Here is a 13,519-nt window from a genome sequence, read left to right on the forward strand (position 1 = left end):
AATGCTGACGCAGCTCGGGGGGAATCATGCGAAAAATCTTGGCATCGATGCTGCTGCTCGCGGCTCCACTGTTTGCAAACAGCGCCCAGGCGCTGGATGCCAGCGGCACGCCGGTCATCGTGACCCCGCTTGCCTCTCACACCGAGACCGCGTCCGGCCAGCCGATCACGCTGCCGCAGAAGAACGTCCAGGTCCTGGTCTCGGCCTATCAGATCGCGCCGGGCGCGACCTTGCCGGTCCACAAGCATCCGTTTCCGCGCTATGCCTATGTCGAGGCCGGCACGCTTCAGGTCACCAACGTCGAGACCGGCAAGAGCAACACCTATCAAACAGGTGATTTCATCATCGAGATGATCGGGCAATGGCATCAGGCGACCAATGTCGGCGCCGATCCGGTCAAGCTGCTGGTCATCGACCAGGTCGAAGAAGGTACCAAGAACACGGTGTTGCGCCAGTAACTGCGGTCGTCGGGCACTCCAGCAAGGAACACCGGATTCACTCCGCAGCTTTCACCCGGTCGGCGGCGGCGGCCAGCACCGCGCGATCCCCCTCTTCGTATAAGCGGCGGATGGAGATTGCCTTGACGCGCCAGCCTTCAGGCGTCCGCACCATCCGGTGGAGATAGCTGCCGCCAACCGTCCAGAACCGGGAACCGATCCAATGGGTTGCGCGGACATGGCTGCGTGCAACCGCACCGTTGTCCGCGCCTTCGACAATGATGTTGGTGATGAGGTGCTGGGTGGCGTCGAAGCCCGGCAGCAGCCCTTGCCATTGGGCGATCAGCGCGTCGCGGCCGCTGGTCGTGACCTCGCCGCCGAAGAGGCTGGTATAGTCGGTCGTGACACGGGCCGCGAAATAGGATCTGACCCGGTTCCATTCACGCAGGTCGGCATAGAGGCCGATCCCGGCCACTGCCTCGGTGATTGCGATCCTGTCTTTGACCGTCAGCGCATCTCCCGGCGCGCTCGAGGCGGGCGCCGAGACGGCGGAAATCATCGCAGCGGAAATCGCCGAGACCAGGACATGCCGGCGCGTGACGAGGCTCATTGTCCCGCCTCCCCCGCACTGCCGAGCGTCGCGCGGAAGTGCGCGGCGGCGGCATCGCTCGCCGCCTTCACCGGCGCGGCACGATCGTAGAAATCGAATTGGGTGACATTGTCGAGCCACAGCTCCCGCTTGGAACTGGTCAGCCGCGTGTAGAATTTGTGCGCCCCCTTCGGAATGGCAGCCGCCTCGCTGTGCACCATCAAAAAAGGCTGGTGCAGGCGCGGAGCAGCCTGGATGGCGTCGAACGTCAGCCAGCCGCGCCAGAACGCCGGATCGGCCTCGTTGCGCCACGCCGGGATCATGCCGCGATCGGGTTCGGTGTAGTAAGGCACCTTGAACATGATCGCGCGCTCGTCGGTCAGGCTCGCGGCCGGCAAGAACGCTTGCTTGCCGGTGCGGCGATACTCAGCCTTGGCCGCATCGCCCACGGCCTCAAGCCTGAAGACGCCATTCCGGCCGCCATAGGCCTGCTCGACCACTTCGGCATCCTGCAACCAGGGCGCAACGAGGGCGACCGATTTGATCGCGGCGTTTTCGGCGGCGGCGGTGACCATGTAGCCGGAGCTGGCGCAAATGCCGAGCCCGCCGATGCGGTCCTGATCGGCTTCGGGCCGGCTCGCGAGATAGGCAACCGCCGCTTCGATGTCGGCGATCTTGGCGTAAGGATCCTCGTACTGGCGTCGCACGCCGCCGCTTTCGCCCCAGCCGCGAAAATCGAAGGTCAAGGCGACGAAGCCGCGATCGGCCATCTCGCGGGCGTAGCGGGCCGGCATCTGTTCCTTCACCGTCATCCAGGCGCCGGTCACGACCAGCGCCGGCCGAGGTTTCGCCGCATCCAGATCCTCCGGGAGATAGAGCTCGCCGATGATCTGCTCACCGTACGAGGCAAAAGCGACGCGCTCGACGCGCGGTGCGGCGAAGGCATTGGAGGCGGCGAGCGCGGCGGTGGTTGCTACGGCAAGTGTCAGGGTTTTAAGCATCGCAAGTCTCCTTTGGCTTGGAATGAGAAGCGCGGCGCGTTGCGAGAAAGACCGCCGTCTCAGCGCTCGCCAGCCAGTCGGCTGGGCAGTGGCTTCAGCGGGTAATGCGCCCAGTAGAAAGCGTCCGACTGGTACATGTCGGTCAAAAAATTCTGTGCCTCGGCGATCTTGCCGTCCGTGATGCGGAACATCAGCGCGTAGAACTGGTCGATCTCGGGACCTGAGCCGACATTCGACCAGCCGCGATGGACGTCGACCACGAGGTCGCCTTGCGCCTGGAAGAAGATCGGCTCGGCCTTGAACTTGCCATCGGCCAGGCCGCGGAAGAAGGCGACCACCTCGTCCGGCCCGCGCTTGTCGCCGGCGAGCGGATGATGACCGGGAATGCGCCACACGATGTCGGGCGCGAGGAAGGGCCGCACGGCCTCGGGATTGCCGGTCGCGTAAGCTGCGTAGTAGTCTTTGATGAGCTGGATATTGCGGTCTTCCAGTGGCCCGCTGTGCGCCGGGGCGGCAGACACCGCCAGAAGAGTGCCGGCGGCGAGTAAAGCAAGCCTGGTCATCGGTCCTGTCTCCTTGCCCGTTCGAGCCGTTCCCAACACCGAGGCCCGTTCGTCGGACCCAACATGACGCCTTTCGTTCGCCGGAAAAACCAGTAGAGTTCGATAGGGCTATTTGGAAAATCCTTACAATGCGCCTCGACCAATTCAGCGGCATCGTCGCCTTCGTCAAGGTTGCGGAGGCCAAAAGCTTCACCCGCGCCGGCGCCGAGCTCGGCGTCGCTCCGGCCTCGTTGAGCGAGGCGGTCAAGGGGCTCGAGGAGCGCCTGGGGGTGCGGCTGCTCAACCGGACGACCCGCAGCGTTGGCTTGACCGAAGCTGGCGCCCAATACCTCGACCATGTGCGTCCGGCAGCCGAAGATATCTGGGCGGCTGGTGCGGCTCTGCGCGACAGCCGCGATCGTCCCGCCGGCACGCTGCGGCTCAGCCTGCCGTGGATCGCCGCTCCGCTGCTGATCGAGCCGCTGATGCGGCCGTTCATGGATGCTTATCCCGAAGTGCGGCTTAGTCTGATTTTCGACGACAGCTTCGTCGATATCGCCGCCGATGGCTTCGACGCCGGCCTGCGCATCGGCGAACTTCTCGAGAAAGACATGATCGGCGCGCGTCTGGGCGGGCCACTGCAGATGGTCGCGGTGGGTAGCCCCGATTATCTGGCGCGCAACGGCACACCGAAGCGGCCGGCCGACCTCGCCGCCCATCGCTGCATCGCATTCGCCCTGACCCGCACGCGCGCGATTTCGCCCTGGGAGTTCATTGTGGAGGGACGCGAAGTCGCATTCACGCCGGACGCATGCCTGGTCGTGAACACGCTTCCGCTGTGCATTACCGCCGCCGCGCAAGGGCTTGGCCTCGCCTTCGCGGTCGAGGGCCTCGCCGCGCCGCTTCTCGCCTCAGGCGCGCTGGTCAAGGTGCTGGAGCCTTTCTGTCCCGCTTACGAGCCGCTCCACCTCTATTATCCCAGCCGCCGCCTCGTGCCACCGAAGCTGCGGGCCTTCATCGACTTCGTCCGCGCGAATTCGCACAAGCTGCGGATCTGATGTGGCTTTTCGAGAATCCGGCCCCGTTCAGCCCCAGGCGCCGACCATCTGCCTGGTGGTTGCGTTGAGCCGGTTGAATGCGTTGATCAGGGCAATCTGGACGACCAGGGCGGCAAGCGCCTTTTCGTCATAGTGCCGGGCGGCCTCGTCCCAGACTGCATCCGGCACCGGATCCGGCCGGTCGGCCAACCGGGTTGCCGCCTCGGTCAGTGCCAGCGCGGCGCGTTCGGCGTCGGTGAAGTAGGGTGTCTCCCGCCATGCGGACACGGCAAAGATGCGTTCGTCCTTTTCGCCGGCCTTCTTCAATTCGCGCGCATGCATATCGACGCAGAGGCTGCATCCGTTGATCTGGCTGGCGCGCAAATGGACGAGCTTGCGCGTCACATAGGACAGGTCAGCCGTTTCCGTAGACTTGTCCAGCGCGAGCAGCGCCTGCAAGGCGCCGGGAATGAGCACCACCGGGTTTTTCAATCGTGCTTGCATAGTGGTCTCCTTCGGCGTGTTTTTTCAAGCCCGGACGACGAACATCCGGGGTCTCGATATGTCTTGGTTCTGTCAGTTCGCCGGCCGCCGCGTTGCGGCAAGGCGAGCGCCGGGATCTTCAGCTTTGCGAGGCAGTCACCCGCTCAAGCCGCTCGAGAATGCGCGGCCAACCGCTTCCCATGCCGATGTAGCCGCGCTCGTCCTCGGACCGGAACCCGGAATGCTCCATGCGCACCCGCGTCGCTGTACCTTCGGGCGTCAACGACCATGTCACCACGGTCTTCAGACCGCTGTCGGATTCGGTGCCGTCGCCCCAGCTGTAGGCTAGCAGGCGTGGCGGCTCGATCTTCAGCACCTCGCAGTTCGTCACGCCGGACCAGCCAGGCACCGGCGTCGCGCGAAAGGTAAAGCGATGGCCTTGCTCAGGCGCAAAGTCGTTCTCCATCAGCCATTCGGCAACTAGATGCGGCACGGTCAGTGCGCGCCATATCTTTTCAGCCGCATGCGGGATCAGACGCTCGACGACAATGGATTTGGTTTCGATTGTGGTTGCTTCAGTCATGACTTCGGACCCGTTGTTTGCGGTTTGGCTGGGCTATCAACAACGCGCTCTCCATGAGAACCAATAACCCACCAGCTATGAGTTACGTATAACGCTTAAGTTATGAATGTGTCAAGCGGCGGAATGGCAGGCGCGCCCGCAAGCACATTGAGCCAACACTTCCGGCTTTCATCGCACCATGCCCGATGCTACCGCTGGCCAGCTGAAATCATCGACGGATCGCCCATGACCGAGACCGAACGCCCTCGCCTCCCGTTGATCGAGGTCTGCGTCGAAGGCATAGACGGCCTGCTGGCCGCGCAAGCCGCAGGCGCCGACCGTGTCGAGCTCTGTGCCAGCCTGATCGAGGGCGGCATCACGCCGAGCTTCGGCACGGTGCGCGCCGCGCTCGAGCTGGCGACGATCCCGTTCCACGTCATCGTGCGGCCGCGCGGCGGCGATTTTCTGTATGGCGAAGCCGAATATCGTTCGATGCTCGCCGATGTCGGCGCGCTTGCCGAGCTCGGCGTCGCCGGTGTCGTCGTCGGTTGCCTCGCTGCCGACGGCACTATCGACGAACAGCGCATGAGCGAATTGGTTAAGGCGGCGGGACGCTTGAACGTCACCTGCCACCGCGCCTTCGACATGACCCGCGACCCGACCGAGGCGCTGGAAGCGCTGATCCGCTGCAAGGTCGGCCGCGTGCTGACCAGCGGCCAGCGCGACACGGCACTGGAAGGCGCGGACCTGCTCGCCGAGCTTGTCAGGCAGGCCGGCGACCGCATCATCATCCTCGGCTGCGGCGGGCTTGATCCCGAGAACATCAGCAAGGTGCGGAGGAAAACCGGGTTGAGCGAAATGCACTTCGCCGCGCTCAAGGACGTGCCGAGTGCCATGCGCTACCGCAACCCGAAAGTCGGCATGGGCGGCACCGACCTCGACCGCGAATACCGCAACACCGTGACCGACGAGGCGCTGGTGGCGGCGACCATCGCCGCTGCCCGGACATGATCCTGGAAGATCGAAGAAAAAACATGATCGAAATGCGTTTGCCGATCGAACGGGTTTCGCCGCAGGATGAGCCCGCCATCCTCGCGCTCAACAACGAGCACGCTGCGGAATTATCATGGCTCGAACCTGAGCGCCTGTCCTTCCTGCTCGGCGAAGCGTTTTACACGCGCCGCATCGGTGCACTCGAAGCCTTCATCATGACCTTCGACCAGGACGCGAGCTACGACAGCCCCAACTTCCTGTGGTTTCGCGAGCGCTATCCGCGGTTCGTCTACGTCGACCGCGTCGTGGTCGGCGCCAAAGCGCGCGGCCGCGGCCATGCCCGCCGGCTGTATGAGGATCTGTTCGAGCAGGCGTCACGCGCGGGCCAGGCGATCGTCACCTGCGAAGTCAATGCCGAGCCACCCAATCCGGCTTCGGACGCCTTCCATGCCGCACTCGGCTTTGCGGAAGTGGGCGACGCGGTAATCCACGGCGGCAGGAAAGCCGTGCGGTACTATGCAAGACGGATCGCCGGCTGAACGGCGGGCGCCGTTCGCCCTACCAATTGCGGTTCAGCCAGGAGCGGGCCGGCTTTTCGATGATGTAGTAGCTGCACAGCGCGCAAGCGAACGCCGCCGCAAGCATCAACCACGGCGAACTGCCTTTTATGTCGACGATTTGATAAAAGGGCTGCTGCCAAAGATAGAGCGAATACGACCACAGCCCCAGCATCGTCATCGGCAGGGACGATAGAAACCCGGTCAGATACCGGCTGCTGAAGTCGAGCAAATTGACGGCGAGTGCCAACAGCGGCACCGCGACCAGATAGTGGATCGGGGTTGGCACGGCAGCCATGAAAAGGAGCACAGCCACTACTGAGGCCGCCGGGGCGACATGCGGCCCCTTGAGCAGCGCCGGCAGCCTGTCGTCGGCCTTGAGCAGGCATATCACCGCCGACAGCAGGATCGAGGCGATGTGCACGTCGGTGCGCCAATAGGTGCCCTCGTAGCCTATTGCGAGCACCCAGTAGGAGATGGCGCCGTTTGCCATGGCCAGCACCGACAATGCACCGAGCAACATGATGACCCGGGACCGCCCCGAGACGACGACGCTGATCAGCGCCAGGATGATATAGGCGTGCTCTTCGACGCAGAGCGACCAGATATGGTCGAGCGCGCCGGCGCGGGTGACGAGAATTCCGGCATAGTTGTAGGTGAACGTCAGCGCCGTCAGCGCCGCCTTCCATTTGAAGGCGATGAATGTGCCGGACAAGGCAACCATCGCGGCGACGACGAAGATGAGTAGTGCCGGGTAGATGCGGGAGAACCGGCGCTTGAAGAATTTCTTCAGCGGATAGTATTCGACAAACAGGATCTCGGCCATCAGCCGGCCGCTGAGCACGAAGAAGAATTCGACGCCCAGGACGCCGAGATTGATGCCGGGAACGGGGAAGAAATGGCCGATCAGCACCAGCGCGATCGACAGGCCGCGCCAGCCGTCGAGATAGGCAAGCCTGGTTCTTGCCGAGCTGTCGGCCACAGGCCTGGATACGACAAGACGCGTCGCGGAAATGTCCGTCATGCCGGTCCCTTCATTGAACCTGCGAAAGGCGGGCTGGAGGCCGCATTCCTCCAGCTATATTGCAGCGCACCAGAACTTTGTGCAAGTGCGAGATAACGACACGCCCGAAGCACAGGACGGACCGAAAGGGGCTGTCACGTCCGTTCCCCGAAACCAACGGTCGACAGTCTCAGGCGTTGGCGGCAGGCGCTTCGCGCCGTGGCCGGCTTATTCCCAAATGGTACATTGCCATCTGGCCGGCAGAGCAAAATGTACCGGCGATTTCCGCGGCACCGTGCGGCAGGCCTGCTCTTCCGCCATCCAATGCCTTGCCCGTTTGCCCAAATCGGCCGAATGTGCCGGCGACAGATCCACTGAAACAGAGACAGAGCATGACCGGCTTCGTCCTTCCCCTGCCCGCAACCCCGTCGGTGGCCGTCGCCGGCTCGCCGGAGCGTTTTGCCGTGCGCCGGATCTTCTGCGTCGGCCGCAACTACGCAGCCCATGCCCGCGAGCTCGGCAATGACGAGCGCGACCCTCCCTTCTTCTTCACCAAACCAGGCGACGCAGTGGTCGACGCGGCAGTCGGTTCGGGCACCACGATCCCCTACCCGCCGCTGACCCAAAACCTGCATCACGAAATCGAGCTGGTCGTCGCGATCGGCAGAGCCGGCTTTCGCATACCGCGCGAGCGGGCGCTGGACCATGTCTGGGGCTACGGCGTCGGCGTCGACCTGACTCGCCGCGACCTTCAGGACGAGGCGAAAAAGGCGGCAAGGCCGTGGGACTGGTCGAAAGCCTTCGACCGTTCAGCGCCCTGCGGCCCGCTGGTTCCGGCGCAAAAATCCGGTCATCCCGACAAGGGCTGCATCTGGCTCGCGGTCGACGGCGAGATCAGGCAGGACGGCGACCTCGCCGAACTGATCTGGCCGGTTCCCGACATCGTCTCGATTTGCAGCGAGGCGCTAGAGCTTAAGCCCGGCGACCTGATCTTCACCGGAACACCGGCTGGCGTCGGCGCCGTCGGGCCGGGCGAAAAGATCACCGGTGGCGTCGACGGCATCGGCGAAATCGAACTGACCATCGGCCAACCGATCCGATGAGCGACATCGTCCTCCATAACTACTACCGCTCCTCGACCTCTTACCGGGTGCGGATCGCGCTGGAGATGAAGGGCCTGTCCTACGACTACGTGCCGCATCATTTGCGCCACGGCGAGCATCTCGAACCCGCCTACCTCGCGGTCAATCCGCAAGGGCTGGTGCCGGCACTGGTCCTGGACGACGGCACGCTGCTGACGCAATCGCTGGCGATCATCGAATATTTCGACGAGACCACGCCTGAGCCGCCGCTGCTGCCCAAGGATGCGCCTGGCCGCGCCCGCGTCAGGATGCTGGCGCAGATGATCGCCTGCGACATCCATCCGGTGAACAATCTGCGCGTGCTGACCTCGCTGCGCACACTGTTCGGCGCCGGCGACCAGGATGTCGTCAACTGGTTCCGGCACTGGGTCAACGAAGGCTTCCAGCCGCTTGAAAAGATTCTGGCTTCCTCGCCTGAGACCAAGACATTCTGCCATGGCGACACGCCGGGGCTGGCCGACATCTGCCTGGTCGCACAGGTCACCAGCAATGCCCGCTTCGGCGTCGACATGACGCCCTACCCGACGATCTCGCGCATCAATGCCGCCTGCATGGCGCTGCCGGCGTTCCAGAAGGCCGCGCCTGAGAACCAGATCGATGCCGAGTAGACCGCAAATTGCATGAAGTGATGAGGAACTGCCGATGAAAGCCGTCGTCTTCGAAAAATTCGGCGAGGCGCCGACGATCCAGACCGTGCCGGATCCGACGCCGGCGCCAGAAGGCGTCGTCATCAAGGTCGAGGCGACCGGGCTTTGCCGCAGCGACTGGCATGGCTGGATGGGCCACGACGACGGCATCCGCCTGCCGCATGTGCCCGGCCACGAGCTTGCCGGCGTCGTCGCCGCGGTGGGCAAGCAGGTGACCCGCTGGAAGACCGGTGAGCGTGTCACTGTGCCTTTCGCCGTCGGCTGCGGCCGCTGTTTCGAATGCACCTCGGGCAACCACCAGGTCTGCGAGCACCAGTTCCAGCCAGGCTTCAGCGCCTGGGGGTCGTTCGCCGAATATGTCGCCATCGACCATGCCGACACCAATCTCGTGCGCTTGACCGACGAGATGGAATTCGCCACCGCCGCCAGCCTCGGCTGCCGGTTCGTCACCTCGTTCCGCGCCATCGTCGACCAGGGCCGGGTGACGCCCGGCGAATGGGTGGCGGTGCACGGCTGCGGCGGCGTCGGCCTGTCGGCGATCATGATCGCCAGCGCCATGGGCGCCAATGTCGTCGCCATCGACCTCACCGACGAGAAGCTGGACTTTGCCAAAAAGATCGGCGCGGTGGCGACGATCAACGCGGCAAAGACGCCGAACGTGGTCAAGGCGGTCAAGCAAATCACCAATGGCGGCGCGCACATGTCGATGGACGCGCTCGGCCACCCCAGTACCTCGTTCAACTCGATCGCAAACCTGCGCCGCCGCGGGCGCCACGTGCAGGTCGGCCTGATGCTCGGCGACCATGCCAGGTCGCAGATTCCGATGGACAAGGTGATCGCATTCGAGCTCGAAATCCGCGGCAGCCACGGTATGCAGGCGTTTCGCTACCAGGCGATGATGGAGATGATCCGCACCGGCAAGCTCAAACCCGAACTGCTGGTCGGCAAAAAGATCAGCCTCGAGGAAGCGCCGGCCGCTTTGATGGCGATGGGCGGCTTCGAAGGCATCGGCATCGGCGTGGTGACCAGATTCTAGATCACGCCCTGAGTCTGGATCAGCGAAACGACGCGCAGACCTCGCGCACGCAGGCTCGCAGCCAGCGTTGTGCCGGATCGGCATCGAGTCGCGGATGCCACAGCATCGAAATGGTGACCTCCTCGATATCGACCGGCAACGGGAAGCTGTACATGCCCGTGCGCGCGCCCAGCGTGTGCCGCTCGGGGACGCTGGCGATCAGATCGGAGGCGCGCGCCATGGCGAGCGTGGCCGAGAAGCTGGAAACCATGCACACGATCGTCCGCTGGAGACCGAGCAGTTTCAAGGCCTCGTCGATCGGGCCCTTTTCGCGGCCACGCCGCGAAACGCTGATGTGGCGGCCGGCCGCATAGCGTTCCGGCGTCATTGGGCCCTCGCCCAGCCTGTGACCCGTTCGCACCGCACCGATGAAGCGGTCGCGAAACAGCGCCTGAATGCGCATTTCAGGGCTCGTTTCATTGGCAACCCCGATTTCGAGATCAACCGCCGCGTCACGCAACGACATGTCGTTCTTGTCGGATTTCGGCGCAAACCGCAGCCGCACGCCAGGTGCATCCGCTTCGACACGGGTCAGAAGACGCGGTGCGAACTCCTCGACGAAACTTTCGTTGGCGCGCAGCGTGAAGACGTTGTCGAGAGCAGAGAGGTCGAGGAGCTTGGCCGGGCGCAGCAGCGCTTCCGCATCCTGAACGACTCGACCTACCCGTTGCTGCAATTCGAGCGCGCGCGGCGTCGCAACCAGGCCACGGCCGGCCCGGACCAACAATGGGTCGCCTGTCGCCTGGCGCAACCGCGCCAAGGTCCGGCTCATCGCCGAGGGACTGAGGCGCAGCCGCGCGGCAGCACGCGCCACACTGCCCTCGCTCAGCAGCACATCGAGGGCGACAAGCAGATTGAGATCGGGTGACGACATGGAAGGACCATAGCACAGCTCAGCCGTGATGTGGCGTTCCGTGCACGAATAAGATGCAAATACTGCGCCTTCCGCCACATCATGCGAGGGAATAGCGTCCGACAGCTCCGATTGGGGGCTGCCGGCAAAGGAGTTCACCTTGGCGTCGACCGCTGAAAAGACCTGGGACGAAGTTGCCCCGGTGAGCGCACGCTCGACCCGATGGGCATTGGCAAGCCTGTCGCTTTCAACGCTGCTGTCGTCGCTCGCCACCAGCATCGCCAGCGTCGGGCTGCCATCGCTGATGCAGGCGTTCGACGCATCGTTCCAGCTCGTGCAATGGGTCGTCCTGGCCTATCTGCTCGCCATCACCACCTTGATCGTCAGCGTCGGGCGGCTCGCCGACATATTCGGCCGCCGACCGCTATTGCTCGGCGGCATTGCCCTGTTCACCTTCGCATCGGTGCTTTGCGGGCTCGCGCCGACGCTCTGGCTGCTGATCGCTGCACGGGCGGCACAGGGGCTCGGCGCGGCCATTATGATGGCTCTGACGCTGGCCTTTGTCGCCGACACGGTTCCCCGGGATAAAACCGGCAGCGCCATGGGCCTGCTCGGCGCCATGTCGGCGATCGGCACCACGCTTGGCCCCTCGCTTGGCGGACTGTTGATCGCCGGCCTCGGCTGGCGCGCGATCTTCCTCATCAATCTGCCGTTGGGGGTGCTGGCCTTTGCGCTTGCCTGGCGCTTCCTGCCGGCCGGAAAAAAGACGCCAGGTCGGCGCGGTTTCGACGGGATCGGCACGGCTTTGCTCGCGCTGACGCTAGCCGCCTATGCGCTCGCCATGACCCTTGGGCGTGGCAGTTTTGGTTCTCTCAATGTCGGCTTGCTGATTGCCGCCACCGTGGCTGGCCTGCTGTTTGTCATTGCGCAGACAAGGGTCCAGAACCCTTTGATCCAGCCTGCGAGGTTCCGCGACCAGGCGTTGAACGCAAGCCTCGCCATGAACCTGATCGTCGCCACGGTGATGATGGCGACGCTGGTGGTCGCACCATTCTATCTGTCGCGCGCGCTTGGGCTAGACGCAGCCATGGTCGGGCTGGTTCTGTCGACCGGCCCTCTGATTACCGCATTGGCGGCGCTGCCGGCCGGACGCCTGGTCGATCGTTTCGGGGCGAACCGGATCATGATCGTCGGCCTGTTCGATCTCGCTATTGGCACCTTTGCTCTGTCGCGGGCGGAATTCGGTATTGCCGGCTATGTCGTACCAATCATCATCGTCTGCACCGGCTACAGCCTGTTTCAGACCTCCAACAATTCGGCCGTGATGACGGGCGTCGCACCCGACCAGCGTGGCGTCGTCTCCGGCCTGCTCAATCTGTCGCGCAATCTCGGCCTGATCACCGGTGCGTCGGTGATGGGCGCGGTGTTCGCCTTCGCATCGGCTGGGGAAGGCACTGGCTTGGCAGTGTTGGCACCTGCGGCAGCGGCACGAGGGATGCAGGTCACTTTCCAGGTGGCGACGGGCCTGGTGCTGATGGCGCTGATCCTTGCGGTATTTTCAGCCCGCGCCACTGCCGGGCGAACAGATATCGTTGCCAAGCATCCTTGAGGATTCCACCCGGTTCGCATGCAACTCCGGCAGCCGGCGCACCTATCTCGCATATCTCTTGGCACCGACAACGCAAAGCACGACGGCGGCGGTGACGGCGATCATGGCGGGACTGACCTGCTCATGCAGCAGCGCTGCCGCCAGCCCCAGGCCGAAGAAGGGCTGCAGCAGTTGCAACTGCCCGACCGCGGCGATGCCGCCTTGCGCCAGGCCGCGATACCAGAACACGAAGCCGATCAGCATGCTGAACAGCGACACATAGGCCAGGCCGATCCACGCGCCCCTGCCGGCACTTTCGAGCGACGGCGGCATGGTGATGAACGTCAGCGCCAGCATGACCGGCAGCGACAGCACCAGCGCCCACGATATTACCTGCCAACCGCCGAGCTTGCGCGACAGTGCCGCTCCTTCGGCATAGCCCAATCCGCACATGATGATGGCGGCCAGCATCAAGATGTCGCCGAACGGCGAGACCGACAGGCCTTGCGTGACTGCAAAACTGGCGACAAGGGCGCTACCGAGGCACGAGAACAGCCAGAACGCCGGCTTCGGGCGATCGCCGCCTCGAACCACGCCGAAGATCGCGGTCGCCAACGGCAACAGGCCGACGAAGATGATGGAGTGAGCCGACGTGACGTGCTTGAGCGCCAGCGCCGTCAGCAGGGGAAAGCCGACCACGACGCCAAGCGCCACGATCGCCAGCGGGAACAGATCTCGCCGCTCCGGGCGCTTCTGACGAAAAACGAGCAGCAGCGCCAGGCCGAGGATGCCCGCCGAAGCCGCACGGGCGACCGTTACGAACACCGGATCGAAATCCATCACCGCCACGCGCGTCGCCGGAAGCGAACCGCTGAAGATCAGCACGCCTATGAACCCGTTGACCCAGCCACTCGCCGCCCAACCACTCGCCGCCCAACTACTCGCCGCCTTGTCCATCGATGCCCCGCTGATTTCGCCCTCTATCGGGCCGGGCGTCTGGCTCCGCCAGA

16 protein-coding genes are annotated in these 13,519 nt (G+C 64.3%); 8 read left to right on the forward strand and 8 right to left on the reverse strand.

Translation table 11 applies throughout. The features are described from left to right. Positions 1-26: 26 nt before the first annotated feature. The gene (locus tag NKI58_RS29895) at positions 27-458 is read left to right on the forward strand and encodes a cupin domain-containing protein (RefSeq protein WP_352635535.1); all 432 of its coding nucleotides are present in this window, start codon (positions 27-29) and stop codon (positions 456-458) included. A gap of 37 nt (positions 459-495) precedes the next feature. Here the strand turns inward: NKI58_RS29895 and NKI58_RS29900 are convergent, their stop codons facing one another. From NKI58_RS29900 to NKI58_RS29910, 3 genes are read right to left on the reverse strand one after another with little or no spacing between them, the layout of a single operon-like run. After that, entirely contained in the window at positions 496-1,047 is a 552-nt protein-coding gene (locus tag NKI58_RS29900; protein WP_352568879.1) for a nuclear transport factor 2 family protein, read from the reverse strand. After that, positions 1,044-2,027 carry an alpha/beta hydrolase gene (locus tag NKI58_RS29905; RefSeq protein ID WP_352697817.1) on the reverse strand — a complete coding sequence of 328 codons (984 nt, stop codon included), beginning with the start codon at positions 2,025-2,027 and terminating at the stop codon, positions 1,044-1,046. The genes NKI58_RS29900 and NKI58_RS29905 overlap by 4 nt, the downstream gene beginning before the upstream one ends. A gap of 59 nt (positions 2,028-2,086) precedes the next feature. Continuing rightward, complete coding sequence (locus NKI58_RS29910) at positions 2,087-2,590, reverse strand: nuclear transport factor 2 family protein (RefSeq protein WP_051406120.1); 504 nt, start codon at positions 2,588-2,590, stop codon at positions 2,087-2,089. A gap of 128 nt (positions 2,591-2,718) precedes the next feature. Between NKI58_RS29910 and NKI58_RS29915 the strand changes: the two genes are divergently transcribed. Then, positions 2,719-3,627, forward strand: coding sequence for a LysR family transcriptional regulator (locus NKI58_RS29915; protein ID WP_023676415.1), 909 nt, complete (start codon positions 2,719-2,721; stop codon positions 3,625-3,627). Between the two features lie 27 nt (positions 3,628-3,654). Here NKI58_RS29915 and NKI58_RS29920 read toward each other — a convergent pair whose 3' ends face one another. Next, complete coding sequence (locus tag NKI58_RS29920) at positions 3,655-4,110, reverse strand: carboxymuconolactone decarboxylase family protein (protein WP_023676416.1); 456 nt, start codon at positions 4,108-4,110, stop codon at positions 3,655-3,657. A gap of 118 nt (positions 4,111-4,228) precedes the next feature. Continuing rightward, on the reverse strand, positions 4,229-4,672 hold the full coding sequence (locus tag NKI58_RS29925) for an SRPBCC family protein (protein ID WP_023676417.1): 444 nt from the start codon (positions 4,670-4,672) through the stop codon (positions 4,229-4,231). Positions 4,673-4,897: 225 nt separating this feature from the next. On the opposite strand from NKI58_RS29925, the gene NKI58_RS29930 reads away from it, so the two are divergent. Together NKI58_RS29930 and NKI58_RS29935 are read left to right on the forward strand one after the other, a co-directional pair. Further along, positions 4,898-5,662: a copper homeostasis protein CutC gene (locus NKI58_RS29930; RefSeq protein ID WP_352786464.1), complete on the forward strand. Its 765-nt coding sequence runs from the start codon at positions 4,898-4,900 to the stop codon at positions 5,660-5,662. A gap of 32 nt (positions 5,663-5,694) precedes the next feature. Next, the gene (locus NKI58_RS29935; RefSeq protein ID WP_023676419.1) at positions 5,695-6,183 is read left to right on the forward strand and encodes a GNAT family N-acetyltransferase; all 489 of its coding nucleotides are present in this window, start codon (positions 5,695-5,697) and stop codon (positions 6,181-6,183) included. A 19-nt stretch (positions 6,184-6,202) separates the two neighbouring features. Here the strand turns inward: NKI58_RS29935 and NKI58_RS29940 are convergent, their stop codons facing one another. Beyond that, positions 6,203-7,225 carry an acyltransferase family protein gene (locus tag NKI58_RS29940; protein WP_352644719.1) on the reverse strand — a complete coding sequence of 341 codons (1,023 nt, stop codon included), beginning with the start codon at positions 7,223-7,225 and terminating at the stop codon, positions 6,203-6,205. Between the two features lie 371 nt (positions 7,226-7,596). Here NKI58_RS29940 and NKI58_RS29945 point away from each other — a divergent pair, with 371 nt between their 5' ends. Genes NKI58_RS29945 through NKI58_RS29955 form a run of 3 tightly spaced genes read left to right on the forward strand, consistent with a single transcriptional unit; the run spans position 7,597 to position 10,029 of the window. Continuing rightward, positions 7,597-8,307 carry a fumarylacetoacetate hydrolase family protein gene (locus NKI58_RS29945; RefSeq protein WP_352568887.1) on the forward strand — a complete coding sequence of 237 codons (711 nt, stop codon included), beginning with the start codon at positions 7,597-7,599 and terminating at the stop codon, positions 8,305-8,307. After that, complete coding sequence (gene maiA / locus NKI58_RS29950; RefSeq protein ID WP_023676422.1) at positions 8,304-8,954, forward strand: maleylacetoacetate isomerase; 651 nt, start codon at positions 8,304-8,306, stop codon at positions 8,952-8,954. Before NKI58_RS29945 ends, maiA begins: the two co-directional genes overlap by 4 nt. 34 nt (positions 8,955-8,988) lie before the next feature. Then, on the forward strand, positions 8,989-10,029 hold the full coding sequence (locus tag NKI58_RS29955; RefSeq protein ID WP_352568888.1) for a zinc-dependent alcohol dehydrogenase family protein: 1,041 nt from the start codon (positions 8,989-8,991) through the stop codon (positions 10,027-10,029). Between the two features lie 19 nt (positions 10,030-10,048). On the opposite strand, the gene NKI58_RS29960 is transcribed toward NKI58_RS29955, so the two are convergent. Next, positions 10,049-10,942 carry a LysR family transcriptional regulator gene (locus NKI58_RS29960; protein ID WP_352568889.1) on the reverse strand — a complete coding sequence of 298 codons (894 nt, stop codon included), beginning with the start codon at positions 10,940-10,942 and terminating at the stop codon, positions 10,049-10,051. Between the two features lie 139 nt (positions 10,943-11,081). On the opposite strand from NKI58_RS29960, the gene NKI58_RS29965 reads away from it, so the two are divergent. Continuing rightward, a complete protein-coding gene (locus tag NKI58_RS29965) occupies positions 11,082-12,530 on the forward strand; it encodes an MFS transporter (RefSeq protein ID WP_502894569.1) in 1,449 nt (482 codons plus the stop codon). A gap of 42 nt (positions 12,531-12,572) precedes the next feature. Here NKI58_RS29965 and NKI58_RS29970 read toward each other — a convergent pair whose 3' ends face one another. Then, a complete protein-coding gene (locus NKI58_RS29970) occupies positions 12,573-13,466 on the reverse strand; it encodes a DMT family transporter (RefSeq protein ID WP_352786462.1) in 894 nt (297 codons plus the stop codon). Positions 13,467-13,519 lie beyond the last annotated feature (53 nt).

The sequence above is a fragment of the Mesorhizobium sp. M0522 genome (assembly GCF_040321085.1).
GTDB lineage: Bacteria > Pseudomonadota > Alphaproteobacteria > Rhizobiales > Rhizobiaceae > Mesorhizobium.